Below are 20401 nucleotides of genomic sequence, written 5' to 3' on the forward strand. Positions count from 1 at the left end.
CAGATTTATGACGGAGGTTTGCAGTGAGGGAAAAATACATAGAAGCAAAATTTGTATCCGAGGTGAAAAGCTGCGGCGGCATCGCGCCGAAGTTCGTCTCGCCCGGATTTGACGGAATGCCGGACAGGCTGGTTCTTTTCCCTGATGGGAGGATGGCCTTTGCCGAGATAAAAGCGCCGGGCAAGAAGCCGAGACCGCTGCAGGTTTCAAGGCATGAGCTGCTTCGGCGGCTTGGGTATCGGGTTTACGTTATCGACAGCACAGAGCAGATCGGAGGTGTTATTGATGAAATACTCTCCACATGATTATCAGAAATATGCCGCCGATTTTATCGTGAAGAATCCCATCTCCGCCATTCTGCTTGACATGGGCATGGGCAAGAGCGTAATCACGCTGACGGCTATTTATGAACTGATGTATGAGCTGTTCGAGGTGCAGAAGGTGCTTATAATCGCGCCGCTTCGGGTTGCGAAGAACACATGGCCTGCGGAAATCGAAAAGTGGGATCATCTGAAAGGACTGACCTATTCCGTCGCGGTCGGGACGCCTGCTGAGAGGATGGCGGCGCTGAAAGCAGAAGCGGATATTACGATCATTAACCGTGAGAATGTTTCATGGCTGATTGACGAGAGCGGAGTGCCGTGGAGCTGGGATATGGTCGTGATTGATGAGCTTTCATCCTTCAAGAACCACAAAGCGAAGCGGTTCAGGTCGCTGATGAAGGCAAGGCCAAAGGTAAAACGAATCGTCGGGCTGACAGGCACGCCGAGCAGTAACGGTCTTATGGATTTATTCGCCGAGTTCAAGGTTCTCGACATGGGAAAACGGCTGGGCAGATTTATCGGGCAGTACCGTGACACCTACTTTACGCCGGACAGGATGAATGGTCCGATTGTTTATTCCTATGCGCTTCTTCCCCGAGCGGAGGACGAGATTTACCGGAAAATATCCGACATCACGATTTCCATGAAATGTACCGATCATCTGAAGATGCCGAAGAAGATAATCACGCAGGCAGAAGCCGTGATGTCGGATGCCGAAACGGCGAGATACGAAAAGATGAAGAAGGAACTGGTGCTGCAGCTGGACGGTGAAGAGATTACAGCCGCAAACGCCGCATCGCTTTCCGGGAAGCTCTGCCAGATGGCAAATGGTGCGGTCTATTCCGATGACGGAAAGATTACCCGCATCCATGACAGGAAGCTCGACGTACTGGAGGACATTATCGAAGCGGCAAACGGCAAACCGCTGCTGGTGGCGTACTGGTTCCGGCATGATTTCGAGAGAATCGCGGAACGGCTGCATGAGCGAAAGATCCCGTTTGAAAAGCTTGATTCTGACGACAGCATTCGCAGGTGGAACCGAAAGGAAATACCAGTCGGTCTGATCCATCCGGCAAGCGCCGGTCATGGCCTGAATCTTCAGGACGGCGGCAGCACGATTGTATGGTTCGGACTGACATGGTCGTTGGAGCTTTATCAGCAGACAAACGCAAGACTCTGGCGGCAGGGGCAGCAGGCGGATACGGTGGTGATTCAGCACATCGTTACAAAAGGCACGATTGACGGGCAGATATTAAAAGCTCTTTCTGAAAAGAACGATACCCAGTCCGCACTGATCGATGCCGTAAAGGCGGTGGTGTGATGGGAGATCCGTATGAGAACCTGGCCATAGCTATTATCAAATCTGCCTCGAGAGATTATTTGGCGGCACTCCGGAAACTCAAGAAAAATCCGCGCAGCAAGTCAGCAATGCAGGACGCGCTGGCTCTTGAGCGGTTCTTCCATTCGCAGTGGTATCAGTGCTTAACATCGGTCGACGGCGACTACCTTATCGACCGTCTTCGTGAGGAGGTGAAGAATAAATGAACGCGAAGGAATATTTACGGCAGTCCTACAGGCTTGACCAGAGAATCGCCTCCGACATTGAAGAAGCAAAGTATCTGCGCGAGATGGCGGGCAGTGTTTCATCTATTCGTTATGACCGTGAGCGTGTTCAGGGAACTCGCAATACGGATGCGCCATTCATGAAGTCACTGGAAAAGCTGTGGGAGCTTGAGAATAAGATATCCAAGGAACTCGAAATGCTGTCTTCACTGAAGGAACAGATCCGTGATGTTATTGGAACTGTCGAGGACATGGATGAGCGGATGGTTCTGAAGTACCGTTACATTCATAACATGACGTGGGAGCAGATAGGATGCGAGCTGAACGCTGACGCGAGGACAATCCGCAGATGGCACGGCAACGCTCTGCAGCATGTGCGAGTGCCGGAAAATCCAATCATTATATGAAATGCGCCCGAAATGTCCTGCTTTGTCCTAACATGCCCACTCTGCATTTATGTTAGTATATAATCAGCGAAACAGAATAAAGAACAGCCGCATGGACGGCTGAACACAAGCCTTGCGAGCACCACGCCCGCAGGGCTTTTCTAATGCCCGAAGGGAGGCGGCAAGCTATGCCAATGAAACCGAAGCGGCCCTGCCGCTACCAGGGCTGCCCGAACCTGTGCGAGGACGGTGAACAGTACTGCCCGAAGCACAAGGCTTTGATGGAGAAGCACTACGAGAAGTTCACGCGCGGCTACTCGACCGGCAAACGATACGGACGCTCTTGGCAGCGCATCCGCACACGCTACGTCCACAAGCATCCGCTCTGCGAGATGTGCTTGAAGCAAGGCCGCTACGTTGCGGTCGAGGAAGTCCACCACATCGTTCCCTTGTCGGAAGGCGGCACGAACGATGAGTCGAACCTCATGAGCCTGTGCCGCTCCTGCCACGAGAAAATCCACAAGAAACGCGGCGACCGGTAGGGGCGGTCAAAATCTCTACGAGGCGGCGCTGCGGAAAACGGCGCGGGGTCTTCTGTGCGAAAAAAGCGAAATCAAACGGGTAATAACCCGGCTCCTTATCTATTACGCGCGTACATGAGAGAAAGGCGGTGACGAAATGCCCACAAAATCGAATAACACTGGCGGTCGCGGCGGCAGACGTCCCGGCGCTGGCCGGAAGAAAACCGCCGTCAAGGAGAAGTACGAGAACGGGAATCCGGGCGGACGAAAGCTCGAGGTGCTCGACATCCCGGACACCGAGGGCGAGGACATGCCGGAGCCGCACGAGTTCTTATCGGCCCGGCAGCATGACGGCTCCACTCTGGAGGCCGCCGACATCTACCGCGAGACCTGGGAATGGCTTGACAAGCTCGGCGTAGCCAAGGCCGTGTCGCCTCAGCTGCTGGAGCGCTACGCGATGTGCTCGGCGAGATGGATTCAGTGCGAAGAAATGACGACCAAGCTCGGATACCTCTCCAAGCATCCGACAACCGGGAAGCCTATCCCGTCGCCGTTCATCAACATCGGAATCAACTACATGAATCAGGCAAACCGCCTGTGGGACGAGATCTTCCAGATCGTGAAAGAAAACTGCTCCGCAGAGTACGGCGGCACGAATCCGCAGGACGACGTGATGGAACGCCTGCTGAGAGCGAGAAAGGGAATGTAAATGAACACGCAAAGACTGAAGATAGTGTGCCGTTTGATACTCTTTTCCGCTCACTTCCGGATACATGTGAAGGTGCTGCCTGATTCCCACTACCTCCGGCAAAAGTTCTGTAATTTCCGGATCCATCGGATCCATTTCGAATCACCTGTCTCTTTTAGTCAGATACTCTCATGGAATGTGCGGGCAACGACCTCTTCCTGCTGTTCGCGGGACAGCCGGATAAAGTTGACCGCATAGCCGGAAACCCGAATCGTCAGCGTCGGGTATTTCTCCGGATGGTCCATAGCGTCTACTAACGTTTCACGGTTCATCACATTGACATTCAGATGATGTGCTCCCTGACTGAAATAGCCGTTCAGCAGAGAAACCAAGTTGGTGACCCGTTGGTCTGCATCCGGACCGAGCGCTGCCGGAACAATGGAAAAGGTATTGGAAATACCATCTTGGCAGACATCCCGGTAAGGGATTTTTGCCACACTGTTGAGGGAAGCCAGCGCACCAGAGTGGTCACGTCCGTGCATCGGATTTGCACCGGGTGCCAGCGGCTGCCCTTTCTTGCGGCCGTCCGGTGTAGTGCCGGTCTTTTTCCCATACATGACATTGCTTGTAATCGTCAGCGCAGAAAGCGTATGCTTTGCTCCGCGGTAAAGCGGATGTTTCTTCAGTTCACTGATAAAGTACTCCACAATATCGACAGCAAGATCATCCGCACGGTCATCATCATTGCCATACTGCGGGAATTTTCCTTCCGTCCGGAAATCAACCGCTATCCCTTTTTCATTGCGGACCGGATACACTTTTGCATATCGAATGGCAGAAAGCGAATCGGCAGCAGCGGAAAGTCCGGCTATCCCAAAGGCCATCAGGCGCTCCACACGAGTATCATGCAGGGCCATCTGGCTTGCTTCATAGGCATACTTATCATGCATATAATGGATAATATTGTTGGCATCCGTATACAGTTGTGCGACATATTGCATCACTTTCCGGTAATTGTCCCAGACTTTTTCATAATCCAGCACTTCATCTGTCATCGGTTCAATACCCGGAACCACCTGCATACCCATGCGTTCATCTACGCCGCCGTTTATAGCCAGCAGCAGGCTTTTTGCCAGATTGCACCGCGCACCGAAGAACTGCATCTGCTTCCCGACCTTCATGGCGGAAACGCAGCAGGCAATTGCATAATCGTCACCGTAAATCGGCCGCATAATATCATCATTTTCATATTGGATCGAATCCGTTGCGATGGAGATTTTAGCACAGTAACGTTTGAATGCCTCCGGCAAATGTTCGCTCCACAGTACCGTCAAGTTCGGTTCCGGCGCAGTGCCCAGATTGATCAGGGTATGCAGGTACCGGAAAGAGTTTTTCGTAACCATGGGACGGCCGTTGACCCCGACGCCGCCAATGGATTCCGTAACCCATGTCGGATCGCCGCCGAACAACTCATCGTATTCCGGCGTGCGCAGGTGGCGCACCAGCCGCAGTTTAATAATAAACTGATCGATGAGCTCCTGTGCGCCCTGTTCGGTCAGCGTCCCGTTTTCCAAATCGCGCTGAATATAGATATCCAGAAAAGTGGAGGTGCGTCCCAGACTGGTTGCGGCACCGTTGTTTTCCTTGACACCAGCAAGATAACCCATATAGACCGCCTGCACAGCTTCCTGTGCGGTTTCTGCCGGTTTGGTAATGTCCACCTCATAGGAAGCAGCCATCTCTGCAATCTCTTTCAGGGCACGAATCTGCTCGCTGACCTCTTCGCTCAAACGGATGCGCTCTTCATCCATCGGGCCATCCAGTTCACCAAAGTCTTTTTTCTTCTGTTCAATTAAATAATCTGTCCCATAAAGGGCAATCCGCCGATAATCACCGATAATCCGTCCGCGGCCGTAAGCGTCCGGCAGGCCGGTGAGCAGGCCTACGTGCCGTGCCGTGCGCACACGTTTCGGATAAGCGTCAAAAACGCCCTGATTGTGTGTTTTGCGGTATGCGCTGAAATGCCGGTCAATTTCCGGATCCAGCTGATAGCCATACTGTTCCAGACTTTGTTTTGCCATGCGCATGCCGCCGTAAAGGTTCACCATACGCTTGAGCGGTGCATCGGTCTGCAGCCCGACAATCACTTCATTTTCACGGTCGATATAGCCCGGCTCAAAATTGTTAATACCGGAAATGCGGTGTGTCTCCACATCCAGTACACCGCCTTTTTTCAGTTCCTGCGGCAGCAGATCTTTGCATTTATTCCAAACTTTCATTGTTTTTTCGCTTGGTCCGGCCAGAAAACTCTCATCGCCCTCATAAAGCGTATAATTTTTCTGAATAAAGCTGCGTACATCAATTTCTCTCTGCCAGCGTCCTTCTGTAAATCCGTTCCATGCACTTGTCATTGTATACCTCCAAATTGGGTTTTATTTCAGCTTTTCATTTAGTATTCCTGTTGTTTGAGAAGGAAAAGAATCGTGAGGCAAAACTCTTTTATGAAAAATATTTTTCCTGCCACATCCGTGTCTTTTTCGTATCCATTGCCGGCACCCCCTTCAGCCGGTAAGGGAGCCCCATCACTTCATACTTATGCACACCCAGCAGATGATACGGCAGAAGTTCCACTTTCTGCACATTCGGCACATAGGTGCGGATAAATGTCTGCAGCGCTTCCATATAAGCTTCCCCGTCTGTCAAACCCGGCACCACAACCTGCCGCACCCAGACCGGCGTACCGGCTTTCTGCACGGCCTGCAGAAATCTTTTGGTTTCTTCCCAACCGCGTCCGGTCATTTTTCGGTAATTTTCCTCGGTAATCTGCTTCACATCATACAGAATCAGATCGGTGTACTGCAGGATTTTCTCATAGCTGCCTTTTCCGCATCCGGCCGTGTCCAGACAGGTATGGATGCCCGCTTCCCGGCAGCGCCTCAGTGTTTCCAACAGAAATTCCGGCTGCAGCAGCGGCTCCCCACCGGAAAACGTGACGCCGCCGTCATTTGCAAAGTATGGCTTATACCGCACAATCTTTTTGACCAGATCTTTCGGGGAAACTTCCTCTGCAGACGGGCTGTTCGTTTCCCATGTGTCCGGATTGTGACAAAACAGGCACCGCAGGGCACACCCCTGCAGAAAAACGACCACCCGGATGCCGGGCCCATCCACCATTCCCATGGTTTCTACCGAATGAATTTTTCCGAATACCAAATTATTGCCTCCTTTTCTGTTCCGGAGGTACGTACAAAAAAATGCCGCACCATCCGGGTTTTCGCCCAGACGGTCGGCATTTCTTCACCATACTTCATGTGGTATTCTCCACTTCCGTCAGTTGTATGGCTGCTATAGGCTTAGAATAACGGATAAAAGGGAACTTATCAAGCAAAAGTTTTCAACCGTTTCCTGTAATTCAGTTGAAAATATTGGTCTTGCTCATCCGTTCTGCAGCTTCCTGCAAAGCTGCCTTCTCCTGCACCAGTGCCATTCGGACATGGCCCTTCCCACTTGGCCCAAATGCTCTGCCGGGCGTGACTAGAACGCCAGCCTGCTGAATCAGGTCCAGTGTAAAGCGTTTATCGTCCATTCCATATTTTTCGGGAATCGGTGCCCAGACAAACATTGTGGCAGCCGGTTTTTCAAAATGCCAGCCGAGCTTTTCAAACTGTTCCCACAAAAAATCCCGGCGTTTCTCATAGGCCGCACAGGTCCGCTGCACACAAGATTGTTCCCCTGTAATTGCTTCCACAGCGGCCCTCTGAATCGGCAGGAACATGCCGTAATCCAAATTGGATTTCAGCTTTTTAAGCATGGAAACAACCTGTTGATTTCCTACACAAAAGCCGACCCGCGCACCGGCCATACCGTAGGTTTTGCTCAAAGAATTGAACTCCACACCGACATCCATAGCACCCGGGAAACGCAGGAAGCTGCCGCAGGTTTTACCGTCAAAAACCAGCTCGCTGTATGCATTGTCATGCAGCACAATAATGTCATACTTTTGGGCAAAGGCAATCAGTTTTTCATAAAACCAATCCGGTGCGACCGCCGTGGTAGGATTGTTCGGATAAGAAACAATCATGAGTTTGGCGGCTTTTGCCTCTTCTTCTGGAATAGCATCAAAGTCGATGAGATAATGATTCTCTTTTTTCATTGGCATCCAGCAAAGACGCGCACCGGCAAGCATCGGTCCGCAGCTGAAAGCCGGATAGCAGGGGTCTGGAACCAGCACAGTATCACCTGGGTCGACAATTGAAAGGGCAATGTGTGTCAAGCCTTCCTGAGACCCCAGCAGAGATTTGATCTGCGTTTCCGGATTTAACTGAACACCATACCGGCGCTGATACCACTGGGCAACCGCCTGCTGCAGTTTTGCCGTGTCGTTGATGGCATAAATATACTGCTTTGGGTCCTCTGCCGCTGCAGCCAGCGCATGTCGAATCCGGTTTTCCGGCGGAATATTCGGCGTTCCCACACTCAAGTCAATAACGGTGGTGCCCTGCTCTTCTTTTTCCTTTTTTAGTGTCAGCAATTCCGAAAATATGCCTTCCCGGAACTGTTCCATTCTCTTTGCAAACTGCATGTTAACGACTCCTATTCTGCGCTCCAAAGTATCATTTTTGAATTCTTTGTTAAATTGTACGCTGCACGTAGGAATTCGTCAACTTATTCCGGAAAGTTGTGTAAAAAAAGCCGCACTCCAAGGAATGCGGCTTTTTACAGGCCTAAATACGTTTCAGGGCATCTTTCATGGACTTGACATAATCATAAACGTACTTTCCGGCATCCGTCCCATATTTGGCAATCAGCTTCACAATGGCGCTGCCCACAATGACGCCGTCTGCAGTCCTGCCGATTTTTTCCGCCTGTTCCGGCGTACTGATACCAAAACCGACCGCCGCAGGAGTATCGGTACTTTCCCGCACAATTTTCAGAATTGCACTAAGGTCTGTCTCAATTTTTGTCCGCACACCTGTTACACCGAGAGAGGACACCACATACAGAAACCCTTCCGATTCTTTGGCAATCATGCGGATGCGTTCCTGAGAAGTCGGCGCAATCATAGAAATGACCTGAATGCCGTTTTTTGCAGCAACTTCTGTAATTTCGCCTTTCTCTTCAAAGGGCAGATCCGGCACAATAATACCGTCAATACCGCTTTCCCGACAGTTGGCAAAAAATTTCTCGTTGCCATAGCTGAAAACCGGATTATAGTAAGTCATAAATACCAGCGGAACGTCTGTTTTACGGCGCAGATCCGCAGCCATCCTAAAAACCCCGTCAGTTGTGGTGCCGGCGGAAAGCGAGCGCAGATCTGCCTCCTGAATGACCGGTCCCTCTGCAATCGGGTCGGAAAACGGGATGCCGATTTCAATCAGGTCACAGCCGGCCCGGGCCATTTCCAGCGCAAACTCTTCTGTTTTTTCCAGGGAAGGATCCCCCGCTGTGAGGAACCCAATAAATGCTTTCCCATGTTCAAATGCCTTTCCTATTCTGTTCATTCTGTAACGTTCCTCCCCCTGTAACGTGCCATTGCCGCCACGTCTTTATCGCCCCGTCCGGAAAGGCAGATAATCATGCTTTGGTCTTTCCGCATGGTTGGGGCCAGTTTTCTCGCATAGGCCACTGCATGTGCACTCTCAATTGCACAGATAATTCCTTCTGTACGGGCAAGGTACTCAAAGGCGTCCACTGCTTCATCATCGGTGATGGGCACATACTGCGCACGGCCGGTTTCGTAAAGATAGGCATGTTCCGGCCCGATTCCCGGATAATCCAAGCCGGCGGAAATCGAATAGACCGGCGCAATCTGGCCATATTTGTTCTGGCAGAAATAGGACTTCATGCCATGAAAAACGCCGTATTTTCCGGTGGCAATCGTTGCTGCCGTCTGCGCGGTATTCACACCGCGTCCGGCCGCTTCGCAGCCAATGAGTTTAACTTCTTTATCAGGTATAAAATTGTAAAACATCCCCATCGCATTGCTTCCGCCGCCGACACAGGCAAGCACCGCATCCGGCAGCTTGCCCTCTGTCTTCAGAATCTGTTCCCTTGCTTCTTTGCTGATGATACTTTGAAAGTCGCGCACCATCATGGGATAAGGGTGCGGTCCCATAACCGAACCTATTACATAGGCGGTGTCGTCCACACGGGTGGTCCAGTTCCGCATGGCTTCATTAACCGCATCCTTCAGTGTGCCTGTTCCTGTCGTGACCGGATGTACCTTTGCACCCAGCAGCTCCATGCGGTAAACATTCAGCGCCTGCCGTTCGGTATCTTTCACGCCCATAAAGACTTCGCATTCCATGTCAAGCAATGCCGCTCCGGTTGCAGCCGCAACGCCGTGCTGGCCCGCGCCAGTCTCTGCAATAATGCGTGTTTTTCCCATTTTTTTTGCAAGCAGTGTCTGCCCAAGCACGTTATTGATTTTATGGGAGCCCGTATGGTTCAGATCCTCGCGCTTAAGGTAAATTTTCGCACCGCCGAGGTCTTTTGTCATTTTCTCTGCATAATAAAGCAGGGACGGACGGTTTGCATAATTACAGAAAAGGTCATGCAGTTCTTTCCTGAACTGCGGGTCTTTTTTATAATATTCGTAGGCGTCTTCCAGCCGGTGCAGCTCATGCATCAGCGTTTCCGGAACATACTGCCCGCCGAATTCGCCATATCTTCCTTTAGCCATTTCGTATCCTCCTGATTATCGTAAAGATCTTATTTCTGTCTTTCTTTCCGTCAGTTTCGACACCGCTGGAAACATCCATCCCCCAAGGATGCAGCTTCCGCACCGCTTCCTGTACATTTTCCGGTGTCAACCCGCCTGCAAGAAACCACGGGCGGTCAATCGGCGGTACCAAACTCCAGTCAAATGCCGTTCCGGTTCCGCCGCCGCTGTCCAGCAGCAAAAAATCCGCCGGGCTGGCTTCCGCACGGGCAATATCCGCCGTGCTTTGTACACGGAATGCCTGAATCACCGGAAATCCGGCCTGCTGAATCTGCCGAACACTTTCTGCCGGTTCCTGCCCATGCAGCTGGGCAATGGTGATTGTGCCGCTTTGCAGCAGTGCCAGAATTTCTGCCACTGCAGAATTGACAAAGACACCAACCGGCAGAATTTCCGGTGCAAGCGCGGCACGGAGTTCTGCCGCCTGCTGCGGTGTTACTCTCCGGCGGCTTTCTGCAAATACAAACCCAACGTAATCCGGTTCTGCCTCATTCACAGTTTGAATATCCTGCATCCGTGTCAGACCGCATACTTTAATTTTCGTCACATTCGGCTCCCCCCTTCCCACGCAGTTCCCGCAGACGCTGTTTCCGGTTCGGGGCACGCATGAGCGCTTCCCCAACTAAGACAGCATCCGCCTGCATCCGGCAAACGTCGGCAATTTCTTTTGACCCTTTCACGCCGCTTTCTGAAACAAAAGCCACATCCGACGGCACCAGCCTGCGCAGCCGTTCTCCTGCAGAAAGGTCAATGGTAAAATTTTTCAAATTCCGATTGTTGACACCGACAATCCTTGCACCAGATGCCAGTGCCCGCTGCACTTCTTCTTCCGTATGGGCTTCTACTAAAGCGGAAAGGCCCAGTCGCTGTGCCAACTCCCGATAGTCCCGCAGTTCCCGGTCTGTTAGGATGGCACAAATCAGCAGCACAGCCGATGCGCCCAGCAGCTTTGCTTCGCAGATCATGTACGGGTCCACCGTAAAATCCTTGCGCAGTACAGGAATTTGTACCGTTTGTGCAATTTCCTGCAGATACCGGTCGCTTCCCAGAAACCACTTTGGTTCTGTCAGCACAGAAATGGCAGCCGCACCCGCTTCCTCATAATCTTTTGCAATCTGCAGATACGGAAAATCCGGCATAATCAGCCCTTTGCTGGGGGAAGCTTTTTTCACTTCACAGATAAAAGAAAGTCCCGGCTGTTTCAGTGCACGCTCAAATGGGAATGTCCGGTCCGCCGGCAGCGCTTCCGCTTCTGCCAATAAAGATTCATACGATTTCTTTGTTTTCCGCTGTGCCACCCGTTCTCTTGCGGCGGCGGCAAGATCATCCAAAATCATACGTTTTCTCCGTTAGAAAGCCGGATAAACTGTTCCAACTGTGCTTTTGCCGCTCCGCTGTCGATTGTCTGTGCAGCAAGCTGCACACCTCCGCCAATACTGGAAACTTTTCCCGCAATTTTCAGCGCAGCAGCGGTATTCAGCAGCACAGCATCTCGCTTTGGCCCTTTTTCACCAGACAGAACTGCACGGGTAATAGCAGCATTCTGCTCCGGTGTACCACCGACCAGGTCTTCTTTCTGACAGCGCGTCAAGCCAAAATCTTCCGGCTGAATCACATAGGAGCAATACTGACCCCCCTGCAGCTCACAAACGGTAGTGGGAGCAGAAAGTGAAATTTCATCCAACCGATCCTGCCCATACACGACCATGCCGCTTTTAACCCCGAGGTTTGTCAGCACACGTGCCAGCGGTTCCACCAGCGCTTCCTCATAAACACCCATCAGCTCCATATTGGCGCCTGCCGGATTGGAAAGTGGGCCGAGAATGTTAAACACGGTGCGGATTCCAAGTTCTTTCCGGACGGGTGCAACATATTTCATGGCAATATGATAATTCTGCGCAAACAGGAAACACAAATTAATCTTTTTGAGCAATTCCGTGCTTTTTTCCGGCGGCAGGGTAATATTGACGCCCAGTGCTTCCAGCACATCCGCAGCACCGCATTTACTGGAAGCGGCACGATTGCCGTGTTTTGCTACCGGTACACCGGCCGCCGATGCCACAATTGCGGATGTAGTCGAAATGTTGAAAGAATTGGCGTTGTCACCGCCGGTTCCCACAATTTCCAACACATCCATATCATGCAGCAATTTGACGCAGTGGGCACGCATCCCCGCGGCAGAAGCGGTAATCTCCTCAATCGTCTCCCCTTTTATGCGCAGAGCAGTCAGATAGGCCCCCATTTGTGCCTGTGTTGTTTTTCCGCTCATAATTTCGTTCATGACTTCATTGGCGGTTTTGTAGTCAAGATCTTTTTTTTCAACAAGCTGTGCAATCGCTTCTTTAATCATTTCGGCAGCCTCCTATAAAAAATCATTCAGCACGGATTCGATTAGATAGATGAAAATTTATTTTTGGGGACAAAGCTTTAAAAAGTTCTGCAGGATTTTTTCCCCCTGCGGTGTCAGGATGGACTCCGGGTGAAACTGCAGGCCGAATACCGGTTGGGTCTGGTGCTGCACTGCCATGATTTCGCCGTCATCCAAACTGCGTGCCGCAACTTTCAGTTCCGGCGGCAGGTTTGCTTCCTGAACGGACAGGGAATGATACCGCGCCGCACCGATCACTTCCGGCAGCCCGCAGAACAGCGGACAATCTTGGCTGAGTTTCACCTGTGACTGCTTGCCATGCATCAGTTGTTTCGCATAGCCAATTTTTCCTCCGAATGCCTGACAGATTGCTTGGTGTCCAAGACACACGCCCAGCAGCGGCACTTTTCCGGTGAAAAAGCGCACCGCTTCTTCACACACCCCTGCATTTTCCGGCCGACCGGGGCCGGGACTTAAAATCACTGCATCCGGCTGCATCTCTGCCAGCTGCTTGACTGGAAATTCGCTGTTGCGCACAACCCGGATATTCGGCTCCATGGCACCGACCATCTGGTAAAGGTTATAGGAAAAGCTGTCATAATTATCAATCAGCAAAATCATCGTCAATCTCCTCCTGTGCTTCCTGCAGGGCAGCCACAACCGCCTTTGCTTTGTTGATGCATTCTTGATATTCCTGCTCCGGAATGCTGTCTGCCACAATGCCTGCGCCGGAACGGACAAAGACCTTTCCGTTCTTTTTAAACGCGATGCGGATGGCGATGCAGGTATCCAAGTTTCCGGTAAAATCCAAATAACCAATTGCGCCGCCGTAAATCCCGCGCCGGTTATTTTCCAGTTCATTGATAATCTGACAGGCACGAAACTTCGGCGCACCGGAAAGGGTCCCGGCCGGCAGGACGGAGCCAATGACATCCGGTGCCGTAAATCCGTCCTTGATGGTTCCGGTGACTGTGGAACCAAGGTGCATGATGTGGGAAAACCGCAGTACCTGCAGATGCCTTTCTACTTTTACGGAACCGAATTCGCTGATACGGCCCAAGTCGTTGCGGCCGAGGTCCACCAACATGTTGTGTTCGGCAAGTTCTTTGGGGTCCGTCAGTAAATCCTGTTCCAGCTGGCGGTCCTGTTCCTCTGTTTCTCCGCGGGGCCGGGAACCCGCCAGTGGAAAAGTCTGCAGCACGCCGTTATCAAGTTTTACTAATGTTTCTGGGGAAGCACCCGCAATTTCAATGTCATCACTGGAGAAATAGAACATGTATGGAGACGGGTTCAACGTGCGCAGCACCCGGTAGGTATTGAGCAGGCTGCCCTCAAAGTCAGCATCCAGCCGGTTGCTGAGTACAGCCTGAAAAATATCGCCTTCCCGAATATACTGCTTTGCACGTTCCACCATCTGGCAATATGCCTCTTTCGTGAAAAGGTGACGCACCGGAGAGGTCATACGGCCCGGTTTCCGCTGCGCAGGTGTTCCGTTCCGAATCAGGTTGGCTAAGTATTTTAATTCTTTCTGTGCATCTGCATAGGCAGCTTCCACATTCCCGTCTAAGCGGATATTCGCAATCAGCACGATTTTCTGGCGGAAATGGTCAAATGCAATTACACGGTCAAAGAGCATCAGGTCCACATCATTAAAATTTTCCTGATCTTCGGCATCCAGCTTCAGTTCCGGCTCGCTGTATTTCACATAGTCATAAGAGAAATAACCGACCAAGCCACCGGTAAAGGGAGGCAGCTCCGAAAGCCGCGGGCTTTTATTAGCTGCAAGAATCTTTTTCAGCACAGCGCCCGGGTCCTGTGTGTGAAAGTGCTCTTCTGTTTCCCCCCGCACACACATTTCTCCGTCTGCACAGGTAATCTCCTGTTTGGGGTCAAAACCGAGGAATGTATAGCGGCCCCAATGCCGTTTGCTCTCTGCACTTTCCAACAGGAAACAGTGGTGGCTTTCCGCCTGCAGAATACGCAGTACCTCGATCGGTGTTTTAATGTCTGCATAAATTTCCCGGCTGACCGGCAAAATCCGGTACTGTCCCTGTGCTGCAAAACGTTTGACTTCTTCCAAGGTTGGTTTTATCATAGATGATCCCTCCCGATAGATTTTCCCGGGGGGCATACAAAAAGGCCCGCCCAGGACAAACAGAATACTGTCTGTCAAGGACGGGCCTGAAAAATCCGGCTCGCGGTGCCACCTTGCTTTGCGGTTATGAAAACCGCACCCTTTGCGGAGTACCAACATACCCCTAGCCCATTACGCAGGCCCTGCGTCACAGGATACTCAGTGCGAAGCACCTTTCGCTGTGCCCTCAATGGTCCATTTAACAGCCCGCTCACGGTCCGGCTCTCATCTGCCCGGACTCTCTGTACGCGCTTGTGCCGTTTTTATCTCCATTTCATCGGTTTAGCAAGAAAATTATTAATTTTATTTTATATTATACACATCTTCAAAAATCTGTCAATAGTTTTTAAAAAATTTTTAAGAGGACAAACTCTGTTATAGCCTCCGGTATTTTTCCAGCAGACGGGCCGCCAACTGACTGTCCACGCGAACAAAGTCGTCGCCTAGTTCGCCGCCGCACTGTTTGCTGATCTCCATCGCTTCCTGATAAGTGGCAAAACGGGTTGCCTTTTTTAGGGGATTCTCTTCTCCCTCTAGAAAGAACAGGAACCCGATACGGTCCTTTTCCTGATTTGCAAAACAGAAGCAGCCGATTTCCACTGTTTTATTCTGTTTTTCCTCTACAATTGCAGCAAGACCGGCTTTGACAAGTTCCACCCCAACGTCATCCAGCCCAGCCTCAAAAATCAGGACTTTTTCCTTAAGCTCCATTGGGGACGTCACCGCGCGTTTCCGCACCCCGGCAAGCTGTGGGAAGCGCGTGTCTACTTCAACTTTCCGCAAAGCCTGTTTACTGCCCTCCGGCACCAGATACACCATAAATTTTTTCTCTTTATCGTGGTACAGACAGGGATAGACCAATTCTGCCTGATAGCCACAGTGCGGACACTGCCAGTCAAAAAGCGTTTCATCCAGAACTTTCTGCCGCAAAACCGGCTCTGTATTTGCGCTGATGCCTGTCCATAATTTTGTGCGTACCGGCTTTCCACACTGCGGGCAGCAGACATCCTTGCTTACCTGAGTAGACATAAAGCAAAAACACCTCCGTGTTTCTTCTCAAAATAATAATTGTATTATATCACATGTGACCCAGCTTTCCTACCCAAAAGCGTTCTTTCTGGAAATTTTTCATGGATATTCAGAAAAATTTTTCTTCTCCATAAATTATGCTGTTAAATAGCTGATAGATGCGTTATAATAAAAGCAGGTCTTAATTTTTCCGCACCGGCAGTGTTTCCGGTCGCGGTACGGAGGGAACAAAATGGGATTACTTGATTCTCTTGGAAGCCAGATGGCCAGCACATTTAACAGCCTGCGGGAAAAGAACCACCGCTCCGCTGTGATTAACCGCCTGCATATTGTCATTCAAAATGAGCGCGAAAACAGTGCCCGTGCTTATGTTGCACTCGGAAAATATTTTTATGAACACCTCCGCGATCAGGGTAATGCTGAGACGGACGCGCTCTGCGCCTGCATCGATGACAGCGACCGCCGTATGAAACGTGCCTTTGATCACATGGATGAAATCCGCGAATCCAATTTTGCTTCTGTTGATGAAACAGAATGCACCGACTGTAAAGATGACTGCGGTACCTGCAAATTCTATGAGGATAACGATGACGAGCAGGATGCGGAATCCTCCGATAAGGATAAAAAATCTGCTCCGCCAGTTCAGGAGCCTTCTACTGAGCAGCCGCAGCAGAAACCCGCTTCTTCCGCACAGCCAGCGCCAGCCGTAACCCGGCTGATGAAGAAGCTGCGCCAGAGGAGCCGGAAACTTGAAGGGAAAAGTTTTAGTCGGCATGAGCGGCGGCGTGGACAGCAGCGTCGCCGCTCTTTTGCTGCAGAAAAGCGGCTGGGAAGTTGTTGGCTGCACGCTGCGCCTGCACTTGGATGACCCGTCTTTCCCGCCGCGGGAAGGCGGATGCTGTTCCTTTCAGGATGTGCAGGATGCACGCCGTGTTTGTTATGCGCTTGGCATTGACCATTTTGTCTTTAATTTTACAGAACTCTTTGAGCAAAAAGTAATTGACAATTTTGTCTCCGAATATGCCGTCGGCCGCACACCAAATCCCTGCATCCGCTGTAATCGCTGGCTTAAATTCGGTGCAATGCTTCGCCGTGCAGAAGAACTGGGCTGTGATGCCATTGCCACAGGTCATTATGCGAAAGTGCAGCAGGGACCGGACGGCCGCTGGCAGTTATATGCCTCCCCTTACGGCAAAGACCAGAGCTATGTTCTTTACAGTTTGACACAAAAACAGCTTGCCCACACTCTTCTTCCGCTTGCCGCTCTGCCCAAACCAAAAGTCCGCAGCATCGCTCAGGAAGCCGGCCTGCCAGTTGCCCAGAAACCAGACAGTCAGGAAATTTGCTTTGTCCCAGACAAGGATTATGCCGGTTTTCTCTGCCGCCATAACGGACATGACAGTACCCCCGGCGACTTTGTAGATGCAAAGGGTCATGTACTCGGCCGGCACCGCGGGTTGACACATTATACGGTCGGCCAGCGAAAAGGGCTTGGTATCGCCTTTGGCCAGCCTATGTATGTCACCCGTTTGGATACCGCGCAAAATCAGGTTGTCCTCGGCCCGGAAGGCAGCCAGTACAGCCGCAGCCTGTTGGCAGATGACCTGAACTGGGTATCTATTCCCGCACCGGAAACACCGCTACAGGTACAGGCAAAAATCCGCTATCAGGCAAAGCCGGCATCTGCACTGGCATCGATCCAGCCTGATGGTACACTGCTTCTGCACTTTGCGGAACCACAGCGTGCTGTTGCTCCCGGTCAGGCAGTCGTTTTGTACGATGGTGATTTGCTTTTGGGCGGCGGTACGATTGTAAAAGGAATAAAAGAATAAAAATAAAAACAGGCATCATGTTTTTTGAAAAGACATGATGTCTGCTTTTACTTTCTAAATGTATGAACTCGCGGTTTCTTTACTGAATAACTCCAAAAAGTACCTTTTCACTGCCATGAGGCCATTGTGGTATTAGGGATCCGTTCATAACGGTTCTTCCGGATAAAAGCAGCTGTACTGCAGCGCATGTTTTAAGCGTCGCACACCCCGCTTTACATGCTGGGTAACGGTTGGGGATGCCACTCCCAAATCGGCTGCAATATCCTTGACCTTTTCCCCTGCAAGACGTTTTTCAATGCAAATTCTCTGCCGCTGTGTCAGTTCCTGCTGTATGGCAAGGTGAAGAGCACGGCACATGGCAGCATATCGGTAATCTGTCTGGTCTGGCTGAGGTGTCCCTAATTCCTGCGGAAGCAAGTCATAACTAAGAATACGGTGCCTCATCGAAAGGACCTCTGTAAATAAAGTCCCGTACTGCGGCATTCCAAATACATCTGATAGAGCATGCTTTCCCGTGCCGCAAGATTGCGGCTCTCCTCCACACTCAGTCCGCGTTGTTTGAGACGTTGTCTGACCGGCTGCAGATGTTCCTGAATCATTTTTGCTTCTTTAAGATAATCCTGTCCCCATTTTTGATAATCCATGTTTTACCACTCACTTTCTCTGTGCAGCGGAATTCCTCTAATTTCCATCATACAAAATTCAAGGCAAATCATCAAGGCATTTCCGAATATATGTTCTTTTATTTTGAGCAGTGTCCCAATATTGGGACACTGCTCCCCTTGCAACCCTGTTTAGGGCATGCTAAAATAAAAATAAAAGCAAATATCGACTTTTTTTGCAGCGGTCCATCCCATGTAGTACTGTTGCAGAACAAACACAAATGCAGCAAGGGGAGGATTCTGTTTTGAAGAAAGAGAAAATTAGAAAAAAAGCGCAGCATTGGCAAACACGATTACTAAGCTTTTTAAAATGGATTCTTTTTAGTATAATCATCGGCATTGTAATTGGAGGCGGCGTGGGAACTTTATTTTACTATGCAATGAAGTGGAGTACCCAAACGCGAATGGCACATTCATGGCTGCTTTTCCTGTTGCCCGTTGGCGGCTTACTGATAGCATGGCTGTATCAGTTCTGCGGTGTGAAAAAAAGCCGCGGCACAAACCTTGTGCTTCTGGCCATTCGTTCCTCTCAACCACTTCCAACGTACATGGCACCGCTGATTTTTATTTCCACCACAATTACGCACCTGTTCGGCGGGTCTGCCGGGCGCGAAGGAGCAGCTCTGCAGATTGGCGGAAGCCTTGGTTACGGAGCCGGGAAACTTTTCAAATTGGATGAAAAGTCCCTCCACGTCATGACACTGTGCGGCATGGGCTCTGTATTTTCGGCATTATTCGGCATGCCGGTTGTCGCTGCTGTTTTTGCACTGGAAGTTGTCAGCGTTGGGGAAATGTACTATTCTGCACTGGTTCCAGTTGCTATTTCCTGCTTACTGGCCGCCGGTGTCTCAAACTGGTTTGGTGCACAGCCAGTACATTTTACACTGGTCGGCATCGCCAATATTCTCGACATCCACGTACTCGGCCACGAGGGCGTGCTGAGAACAGCAATCATCTTTTTCTATATCAGTAATGAGGGCTTGTCCCTGACCGAGAACGCGGCGCATCTCGGGCTGCCGATACCCGGCAAGCTCAAAGATGTGCTGGAACAGCTTCACGACAGAAACGACAAGGAGGAACAGTAATGGCATACAAAGGAATCGACGTATCCGTCTGGCAGGGAAACAATATCGACTTTGCCAAGGTCAAATCATCCGGCATTGATTTCGTGATCATCCGCGCCGGATACGGAAACGGAAACAAGGACAAGTATTTCGACAGCAACTACAGCAAGGCGAAGGCCGTAGGGCTTCACGTCGGAGCGTACTGGTACAGCTACGCCACGTCCGCCGCCGGAGCGAAGCAGGAAGCGCAGGCTTGCGCCAAGGTTCTCTCCGGCAAGCAGCTCGATTATCCGGTCTATTTCGACATCGAGGAGAAGTCGCAGCTTTCCAAGGGACGGGATTTCTGCTCAAGCCTCATCACGGCATTCTGCATGGAGCTTGAGAGCCGCGGTTTTTACGCTGGTTTCTACACCTCGCTTTCCAGCCTGAACTCCGTGGTATCGGACGCCGTGAAGAAGCGTTTCACCGTCTGGGTGGCGCAGTGGTCTGGCAAGTGCAGCTACTCCGGCGCTTACGGAATCTGGCAGTATTCGTCCAAAGGCAAGGTCAGCGGTATCGGCGGGAACGTCGATATGGACTACTCCTACATCGACTTTCCGGCGACGATCAGGAGCGGCGGATTCAACGGCTACGGCAAAGGAACCGCGTCCACCAGCACGACGACCACAACCGCGAAGAAGTCCGTTGATGAGATTGCTTCAGAGGTTATCGCCGGGAAATGGGGCAACGGCTCCGACCGTAAGAACCGCCTGACCGCAGCCGGATACGACTACAGCGCCGTGCAGGCGAAGGTCAACGAGAAGCTCGGATCTGCTGCCAAGAAGACGACGGCAACCTACTACACGGTTCAGCGAGGTGACACGCTCTCCGGCATCGCGAAGAAATACGGCACGTCTGTGTCCGCGATCCAGAAGCTGAACAGCTCGCTTATCAAGAACGTGAATCTCATCCAGGTTGGATGGCGGATTCGCGTGAAATAACCTCATCACATCTTATAGCCCACTGGCATTCCCTTATCGGGATTGTCGGTGGGCCTATTTTTTTGCTCTGCGACCGGAAAAACAGGCGGTTTGGCTACATAGCCGGTGAAGGGGAGAACCCTCAGACGGT

Annotated in this window: 22 protein-coding genes, 2 pseudogenes and 1 riboswitch; of the genes and pseudogenes, 11 read left to right on the forward strand and 13 right to left on the reverse strand. The window is 51.2% G+C overall.

Annotation, left to right across the window (positions count from 1 at the left end):
• The first annotated feature begins 23 nt into the window (after positions 1 to 23).
• The 6 genes from ACIHKT_RS09220 (at position 24) to ACIHKT_RS09245 (ending at position 3502) form a co-directional block, all read left to right on the forward strand.
• Positions 24 to 305, forward strand: a complete 282-nt coding sequence (locus tag ACIHKT_RS09220) for a VRR-NUC domain-containing protein (RefSeq protein ID WP_086035030.1) — start codon at positions 24 to 26, stop codon at positions 303 to 305.
• The gene (locus tag ACIHKT_RS09225) at positions 286 to 1644 is read left to right on the forward strand and encodes an SNF2-related protein (RefSeq protein ID WP_404352370.1); all 1359 of its coding nucleotides are present in this window, start codon (positions 286 to 288) and stop codon (positions 1642 to 1644) included. Before ACIHKT_RS09220 ends, ACIHKT_RS09225 begins: the two co-directional genes overlap by 20 nt.
• Entirely contained in the window at positions 1644 to 1868 is a 225-nt protein-coding gene (locus ACIHKT_RS09230; RefSeq protein ID WP_086035032.1) for a hypothetical protein, read from the forward strand. Before ACIHKT_RS09225 ends, ACIHKT_RS09230 begins: the two co-directional genes overlap by 1 nt.
• On the forward strand, positions 1865 to 2293 hold the full coding sequence (locus tag ACIHKT_RS09235) for a sigma factor-like helix-turn-helix DNA-binding protein (RefSeq protein ID WP_086035033.1): 429 nt from the start codon (positions 1865 to 1867) through the stop codon (positions 2291 to 2293). Before ACIHKT_RS09230 ends, ACIHKT_RS09235 begins: the two co-directional genes overlap by 4 nt.
• A gap of 167 nt (positions 2294 to 2460) precedes the next feature.
• Positions 2461 to 2814, forward strand: a complete 354-nt coding sequence (locus ACIHKT_RS09240) for an HNH endonuclease (protein ID WP_086035034.1) — start codon at positions 2461 to 2463, stop codon at positions 2812 to 2814.
• A 136-nt stretch (positions 2815 to 2950) separates the two neighbouring features.
• Positions 2951 to 3502, forward strand: coding sequence for a P27 family phage terminase small subunit (locus ACIHKT_RS09245; protein ID WP_086035035.1), 552 nt, complete (start codon positions 2951 to 2953; stop codon positions 3500 to 3502).
• Between the two features lie 158 nt (positions 3503 to 3660).
• Here the strand turns inward: ACIHKT_RS09245 and pflB are convergent, their stop codons facing one another.
• The 11 genes from pflB to ACIHKT_RS09300 all read right to left on the reverse strand — a co-directional run bounded on the left by pflB (position 3661) and on the right by ACIHKT_RS09300 (position 15733).
• On the reverse strand, positions 3661 to 5892 hold the full coding sequence (pflB, locus tag ACIHKT_RS09250; RefSeq protein ID WP_404352373.1) for a formate C-acetyltransferase: 2232 nt from the start codon (positions 5890 to 5892) through the stop codon (positions 3661 to 3663).
• A gap of 88 nt (positions 5893 to 5980) precedes the next feature.
• Positions 5981 to 6694 carry a pyruvate formate-lyase-activating protein gene (gene pflA / locus ACIHKT_RS09255; RefSeq protein WP_404352375.1) on the reverse strand — a complete coding sequence of 238 codons (714 nt, stop codon included), beginning with the start codon at positions 6692 to 6694 and terminating at the stop codon, positions 5981 to 5983.
• 56 nt (positions 6695 to 6750) lie between these two features.
• A riboswitch (ZMP/ZTP riboswitch) is annotated at positions 6751 to 6829 on the reverse strand.
• Positions 6830 to 6893: 64 nt separating this feature from the next.
• Entirely contained in the window at positions 6894 to 8063 is a 1170-nt protein-coding gene (locus tag ACIHKT_RS09260; protein ID WP_404352377.1) for an aminotransferase class I/II-fold pyridoxal phosphate-dependent enzyme, read from the reverse strand.
• Between the two features lie 142 nt (positions 8064 to 8205).
• Positions 8206 to 8982 carry a tryptophan synthase subunit alpha gene (gene trpA / locus ACIHKT_RS09265; RefSeq protein ID WP_404352379.1) on the reverse strand — a complete coding sequence of 259 codons (777 nt, stop codon included), beginning with the start codon at positions 8980 to 8982 and terminating at the stop codon, positions 8206 to 8208.
• Positions 8979 to 10163: a tryptophan synthase subunit beta gene (gene trpB / locus ACIHKT_RS09270; RefSeq protein WP_174193377.1), complete on the reverse strand. Its 1185-nt coding sequence runs from the start codon at positions 10161 to 10163 to the stop codon at positions 8979 to 8981. The genes trpA and trpB overlap by 4 nt, the downstream gene beginning before the upstream one ends.
• Positions 10156 to 10749, reverse strand: coding sequence for a phosphoribosylanthranilate isomerase (locus ACIHKT_RS09275; RefSeq protein WP_404352382.1), 594 nt, complete (start codon positions 10747 to 10749; stop codon positions 10156 to 10158). The genes trpB and ACIHKT_RS09275 overlap by 8 nt, the downstream gene beginning before the upstream one ends.
• Complete coding sequence (gene trpC, locus ACIHKT_RS09280; protein WP_174193381.1) at positions 10736 to 11539, reverse strand: indole-3-glycerol phosphate synthase TrpC; 804 nt, start codon at positions 11537 to 11539, stop codon at positions 10736 to 10738. The genes ACIHKT_RS09275 and trpC overlap by 14 nt, the downstream gene beginning before the upstream one ends.
• Positions 11536 to 12552: an anthranilate phosphoribosyltransferase gene (gene trpD, locus ACIHKT_RS09285; protein ID WP_174193383.1), complete on the reverse strand. Its 1017-nt coding sequence runs from the start codon at positions 12550 to 12552 to the stop codon at positions 11536 to 11538. The genes trpC and trpD overlap by 4 nt, the downstream gene beginning before the upstream one ends.
• Positions 12553 to 12609: 57 nt before the next feature.
• Positions 12610 to 13191: an anthranilate synthase component II gene (locus tag ACIHKT_RS09290; protein WP_404352384.1), complete on the reverse strand. Its 582-nt coding sequence runs from the start codon at positions 13189 to 13191 to the stop codon at positions 12610 to 12612.
• Positions 13175 to 14665, reverse strand: coding sequence for an anthranilate synthase component I (gene trpE, locus ACIHKT_RS09295; protein ID WP_404352386.1), 1491 nt, complete (start codon positions 14663 to 14665; stop codon positions 13175 to 13177). The genes ACIHKT_RS09290 and trpE overlap by 17 nt, the downstream gene beginning before the upstream one ends.
• A 414-nt stretch (positions 14666 to 15079) precedes the next feature.
• Positions 15080 to 15733 carry a CpXC domain-containing protein gene (locus ACIHKT_RS09300; RefSeq protein WP_174193389.1) on the reverse strand — a complete coding sequence of 218 codons (654 nt, stop codon included), beginning with the start codon at positions 15731 to 15733 and terminating at the stop codon, positions 15080 to 15082.
• 232 nt (positions 15734 to 15965) lie between these two features.
• Here ACIHKT_RS09300 and ACIHKT_RS09305 point away from each other — a divergent pair, with 232 nt between their 5' ends.
• Together ACIHKT_RS09305 and mnmA are read left to right on the forward strand one after the other, a co-directional pair.
• Entirely contained in the window at positions 15966 to 16601 is a 636-nt protein-coding gene (locus tag ACIHKT_RS09305) for a hypothetical protein (RefSeq protein WP_404352388.1), read from the forward strand.
• Positions 16483 to 17565, forward strand: coding sequence for a tRNA 2-thiouridine(34) synthase MnmA (gene mnmA, locus ACIHKT_RS09310; RefSeq protein WP_404352390.1), 1083 nt, complete (start codon positions 16483 to 16485; stop codon positions 17563 to 17565). The genes ACIHKT_RS09305 and mnmA overlap by 119 nt, the downstream gene beginning before the upstream one ends.
• Before the next feature lie 144 nt (positions 17566 to 17709).
• On the opposite strand, the gene ACIHKT_RS09315 is transcribed toward mnmA, so the two are convergent.
• Both ACIHKT_RS09315 and ACIHKT_RS09320 read right to left on the reverse strand, forming a co-directional pair.
• Positions 17710 to 18009 carry a sigma factor-like helix-turn-helix DNA-binding protein gene (locus ACIHKT_RS09315; protein ID WP_404352392.1) on the reverse strand — a complete coding sequence of 100 codons (300 nt, stop codon included), beginning with the start codon at positions 18007 to 18009 and terminating at the stop codon, positions 17710 to 17712.
• Complete coding sequence (locus ACIHKT_RS09320; RefSeq protein WP_404352394.1) at positions 18006 to 18209, reverse strand: hypothetical protein; 204 nt, start codon at positions 18207 to 18209, stop codon at positions 18006 to 18008. Before ACIHKT_RS09320 ends, ACIHKT_RS09315 begins: the two co-directional genes overlap by 4 nt.
• A 422-nt stretch (positions 18210 to 18631) precedes the next feature.
• Here ACIHKT_RS09320 and ACIHKT_RS09325 point away from each other — a divergent pair.
• The 3 genes and pseudogenes from ACIHKT_RS09325 to ACIHKT_RS09335 all read left to right on the forward strand — a co-directional run.
• Positions 18632 to 19105 (forward strand): annotated as a pseudogene (locus ACIHKT_RS09325) (chloride channel protein); the annotation flags it as partial.
• Positions 19106 to 19312: pseudogene (locus ACIHKT_RS09330) on the forward strand (holin family protein); the annotation flags it as partial.
• The gene (locus ACIHKT_RS09335) at positions 19312 to 20271 is read left to right on the forward strand and encodes a GH25 family lysozyme (protein WP_086035058.1); all 960 of its coding nucleotides are present in this window, start codon (positions 19312 to 19314) and stop codon (positions 20269 to 20271) included. The pseudogene ACIHKT_RS09330 and the gene ACIHKT_RS09335, both read left to right, overlap by 1 nt.
• Positions 20272 to 20401 lie beyond the last annotated feature (130 nt).

The organism is Caproicibacterium sp. XB2 (genome assembly GCF_044880635.1).
GTDB classification, from domain to species: domain Bacteria; phylum Bacillota; class Clostridia; order Oscillospirales; family Acutalibacteraceae; genus Caproicibacterium; species Caproicibacterium lactatifermentans.